The sequence below is a fragment of the Hydrogenophaga sp. 70-12 genome (genome assembly GCF_001897365.1).
GTDB classification, from domain to species: Bacteria; Pseudomonadota; Gammaproteobacteria; order Burkholderiales; family Burkholderiaceae_C; genus Hydrogenophaga; species Hydrogenophaga borbori.
On record NZ_MKSS01000216.1, the window covers coordinates 1 to 2,024 of the forward strand.

Annotated in this window: 2 protein-coding genes; both read left to right on the top strand. The window is 68.3% G+C overall.

The window, feature by feature from the left end; genetic code table 11:
- Positions 1 to 190 precede the first annotated feature (190 nt).
- Positions 191 to 1,477, top strand: a complete 1,287-nt coding sequence (locus BGO22_RS12790) for a sensor histidine kinase (RefSeq protein ID WP_254668096.1) — start codon at positions 191 to 193, stop codon at positions 1,475 to 1,477.
- On the top strand, positions 1,468 to 2,024 hold a 557-nt coding region (locus BGO22_RS12795; RefSeq protein WP_502686458.1), incomplete at its 3' end, for a response regulator. The genes BGO22_RS12790 and BGO22_RS12795, both read left to right, overlap by 10 nt.

A 2,024-nucleotide genomic window follows, 5' to 3' on the forward strand; every position in this document is an offset into this window, starting at 1 on the left:
GGATGCTGTCGACGCCGACACTGTCAAAGTTGACAGGGAGTGTCATGGGCGCGAGGCCTCGCGAGGTTGCAGAATGCGCGCAACCCGGGCGTCGGAGGCGACGCCCGCGAGAGGCCAGTCAGGACAGGAGACCATATTGCGGCTGAACCGGTTGCAGTGGAAAAGCGGGTGGGCAAGGTGGCGGCAGTGGTTGCTCGACGAAGTCGTGCACACGCCGCTGGAGCCCATTTTGCACCCATCGCCGCGCCGGCTGGTGTGGATCGGCTTCTTCACGTTCAGCGGGCACCTGCTGATCTACTGGATCTGGGCGCACGCCGTGCCCCAGCCCTACGAGAACCCGCTGGCCCGGCTCCTGATGGCGTTCACGGCGCTCATCTACCTCATGCCCAGCCTGCGCCGCGACCCGACCTCGGCCGCCAGCGGGCGCCTGTTCAGCCTGGCCACCTGGATCCAGCTGCCGTGGTTCTTCACCTGGATGTACGCCATGAACGGCGGCAACCCCGCCTGGCTGGGCAGCGTTGCGGCCATGGTCCTCATCTATTACCACGCCACCGACTGGCGCCTGGCCACGCTGGGCCTGCTCACCGGCGGTGCGGCGGGGCTGTACTCGGCGCACCTCATGGGCGCCAGCCCCGTGGGTCCGGAGCAGCCCCTGGCCAACGTGGTCGTGATCGCCTTCGCCTGGACCATGGGCCTGATGCTGGGCATCTCCAGCGCCAACCTGCGCCGCGCCCGGCTGCTCAATACCCTCTCCACCATGGGCGTGATGGCGCATGAACTGCGCACCCCCCTGGCCACCGTGAACCTGATGGGCGACGTGCTGCGCAACCTCTCGCAGCACGACGTGAGCGACGCCAAGCGGAAGAAGTTCGAGGAACTGGCCACGCGGCTGCAAAACCTGGTGCGCAGCATGAACCGCCAGATCGACACCCAGATCTCCAACGCCCAGCTGCTGCGCCTGCCCCGCGAACAAAGCACCATCCAGGCGGCCGAGCTGGTGCAGGAGGTGGTGGCCAACTACCCCTACCGCAGCTCGCGCGAGCGCGACTGCGTGCGCGTGCAGGTGCAGCAGGACTTCTGCTTCCTCGGTTCGCGCTCGCTGTTCGCCCAGGTGGTGATCAACCTGCTGAAGAACGCCCTGCACGCCTTGGCGGCCGCCAGCCACGCGCCGCAACCGGGCGATTTGCGGGTCGACGTGGGCATCCATCACGGCAAGGGCCGCATCGCCGTCTCGGACGACGGCGTCGGCATCTCGCACGAGTTGCAGAATCGCATCTTCGAACCTTTTTATTCCTCGCAGGCCGGCGCAGGCAACGGACTGGGCCTCACCTTCTGCAAGAACGTGGTCGAGGCCGCGCGCGGCCGCCTCAGCGTGCACTCCGAACCCGGACTGGGCGCCGTCTTCATGATCGACCTGCCCCTGACCGCCACGGCGCCCGTTCGGCCCGCCGCCACCGCCCAATCCCAATGGCTCTGACCCTCTCCCTCTTCCAGCGCCCAGGCGGCGTCCTCTTCCTGGACGACGACCCGGACTACCTCGAAATGCTCGGCATGGTGGTGCCCGCCCAGACCCAGGTGGAGCTCTACTCCCGGCCGTCCGGGTTCCTGGCCCGCATGCAGGCCGAGCCCGCGCACTGGGAGGCCGACGCCGCCCTGCAATTGCAGATGATCGACCGCTGGCGCCAGGGACAGCCCCTCATTCCCCAGGTCCTGCGCTATTGGGCCAGCCGCCCCGAGCGCTACCACCTGGCCCAGGTCTGTGTGGTCGACTACGCCATGCCCGGCACCGACGGCCTGACGGTGCTCAACACCCTGCTCGACTGGCCGGGCGCGCGCGTGCTGCTGACCGGCCAGGCCGACGAGCAGATCGCCATCCAGGCCTTCAACAATGGCCTGATCGACCAGTTCGTGCCGAAACAGGCCACCGACATCACCCGCCACCTGCTGGGCGTGCTGCGCCGCCTGGCCCAAGCGCCCCACCCGCGGCTGAACACCCTGTGGCGCGGCGTGCTGCGGCCCAATCA